Source organism: Mesorhizobium sp. M7A.F.Ca.CA.004.06.1.1 (genome assembly GCF_003999135.1).
In the GTDB taxonomy this organism is placed as follows: Bacteria; Pseudomonadota; Alphaproteobacteria; order Rhizobiales; family Rhizobiaceae; genus Mesorhizobium.
In genome coordinates this window covers 1-2588 of the sequence record NZ_RZPQ01000806.1, presented here as the reverse complement: position 1 = coordinate 2588, position 2588 = coordinate 1, and the positions used below count along the sequence as shown (strand labels likewise).

At 65.1% G+C, this 2588-nt stretch carries 2 protein-coding genes; both read right to left on the bottom strand.

Annotation, left to right across the window (positions count from 1 at the left end; all coding sequences use genetic code 11):
* Positions 1 to 1573 (bottom strand): ABC transporter ATP-binding protein (locus EN906_RS30425; RefSeq protein ID WP_164777478.1); only part of this gene is annotated, 1573 nt, incomplete at its 3' end.
* Positions 1574 to 1710: 137 nt separating this feature from the next.
* Positions 1711 to 2588: glucokinase (locus EN906_RS30420; protein WP_127375616.1), on the bottom strand; the 878-nt coding region annotated here is incomplete at its 5' end.

Here is a 2588-nt window from a genome sequence, read left to right as displayed (position 1 = left end):
CCTCCGCCTCGTTGTCGAGCGCCGATGTCGCCTCGTCGAGCAGCAGGATCGGTGCCTGGCGCACGATGGCGCGGGCGATCGAGACGCGCTGGCGCTGGCCGCCGGAAAGGGTCGAGCCGCCTTCGCCGACCGGCGTGTCGTAACCTTGCGGCTGCTGGCGGATGAACTCGTCGGCTGCCGCCTGTTTCGCCGCCTGCTCGATCTCGGCGTCCGTGGCCGACAGACGGCCGTAGCGGATGTTGTCGCGGATCGTGCCTTCGAACAGATAGGGCGCCTGCGCCACATAGGCGATCGACTGCCGCAGCGAATGCTTGGTTACCTTCGAGATGTCCTGGCCATCGACCTCGATGCTGCCCCGGTCGACGTCGTAGAAGCGCTGCAAGAGGGCCACCAGCGTCGATTTGCCGGCGCCCGACGCACCGACGATCGCCGTCACCTTGCCGGCCGCGGCGGTAAAGCTCAGGTCCCTAAGCACCGGCATGTCGGCGCTGTAGCCGAACGTCACATTGTCGAAACGCACCTCGCCGGTGGTGATCCTCGCCTCGACGGCATCGGGTGCGTCGCCCTGTTTCGGCTCCAGGTCGAGCAACTCGTAGATCATGCGCGCGTTGACCAGGGCACGTTCCATGCCCACCTGTGTGCGCGCCAGGCGTCTTGCCGGATCGTAAGCCATGATCAGCGCGGTGATGAAGGAGAAAACCGCGCCCGGCGGCTGCCCAAGATACAACGCCCGGTAGCCGGAATAGGCAAGTACGGAGGTGATGGCGAGACCGCCCAGAATCTCGGAAATCGGCGACAGCCGCTCCGAGACGCGGGCGATCTTGTTGTTACGCTGCTCGGCCGTGTCCGCCATGATGCCGATGCGGCGCGCCAGCTCGGCCTCCAAGGTGAAGGCCTTGACGATGGCGATGCCTTGCGTGGCTTCCTGCACGGACCCGTTCAGCCGCGAATTGATCAGGACGGATTCCCGGTTGATACGCCGCAGTCGGCGGGTGATATAGACGACGGCCCAGATCAGTGGAGGGCCGATCAGCAGCGAGCTGAGCGACAACACCGGATCCTGATAGATCATCACGCCGACGAGAGCGACCAGCGTGACCGCGTCGCGGCTGATGGAGGTCAGTGTCAGCGACAGCAGATCGCGAACGCCGCCGACATTCTCGCTGACCTGTGCCGCCAGCCGACCGGAACGCGTATCGTTGAAGAAGTTGACGCCGAGCTTCATCAGATGGTCGAAGCTACGCTTCTGGTAGCGCGCGACCAGATTGTTGCCGATACTGGCCAACGCGACTGCTTGGCCGTAACCGGCGAAGCCGCGCAGCAGGGAGGCCCCCATGAAACCGGCGCAGATCAACCAGAGCATATCGCCGCGTCGTTCGTAGAAGATCTGGTTGATCATCGGGGCCATGATCCACGCCGTGAAGGCGGTGGTGCCGGAAACGATCAGCAGGCAAGAGACGGCGACGACATAGGTCCAGCGATACTCTTTGCCGTTTTCAGCGAGGATGCGGCGGAGCACCGCTGTGACCTCGCCGGGCCGGGCTTTTTGTTTGTTTGGAGCTTCAAGTGTCAAATCGGGAGCGCTTTGTGGTTTTCCGCCTCGTGGGACCGGGGCTGCAAATTCGGCACCCCTCTTAACGCCCTGCGGCCTGATTGCCTATGCCCGCACCTGATTAACTTCGTCGCGGGGCGCGAGCGCTTCGCTGGCTTTCAGGCCTGCCAGCGCCGGCCCTCCGTCTGGACACCGAACAGCAAGGGGTTCCTGGCATAGGCGGCAAGGCCCAGAAGTGCGGCCAGCGGGTGGGTGATGACGTAGACCGGCATGGTGCGCATCATCGCGCTGTGCGGCGCCTTGTCCTCGAAAGCGGCGCGGAAATTGCCGGCTTTCAGCGCCGGCACGATCTTCTGCGCGATGCCACCGGTGAGGAACACGCCGCCGCGGCTCATGAACACCAGAGCAAGGTCGCCTGCGGTGCGCCCAAGGCAGGTGACGAAAATCTCCAGCGCTTCCACTGCAACCGGATCGGTTTTCGCAAGTGCCGCGGCAGTGATCTCGGCCGGCGTGGTGAAGGGCGACGGCTTGCCGTCCGCCTTGGCCACCGCCCTGTAGACATTGACCAGACCGCGTCCGCACAGGATCTGCTCGCCCGAAACGCGGCCTTCGAGCTTCTCGATATGCGGAAAAACCTCGAAATCGCGCGGTGTGCGCGGGCCGATGTCCATATGGCCGCCCTCGCCGGGCACCGGTATCCAATGGTGCAGCGCATGGACCAGCCCGGCGACGCCGAGCCCGGTTCCGGGGCCGAGCACGACGCGCCCGGCATTGGGCTCCGGCGTGCCGCCGCCGATCTTTTCCATGTGCTCCTCGCCGAGCGCAACGACGGCCAGCGCCTGCGCCTCGAAATCGTTGAGCACGACGATGTCGCTCAGGCCGAGGCTGGCGAACATTTTCCTCGGCTTGACGATCCAGGGGCAGTTGGTCAGCTCGATCTCGTCGCCGTCGACCGGGCCAGCCACCGCCAGCACCGCCGATTTGGGACGCACCGACGAGCGGTCGAGCACGGCCGCCTGGATCGCCTCGTCGATGG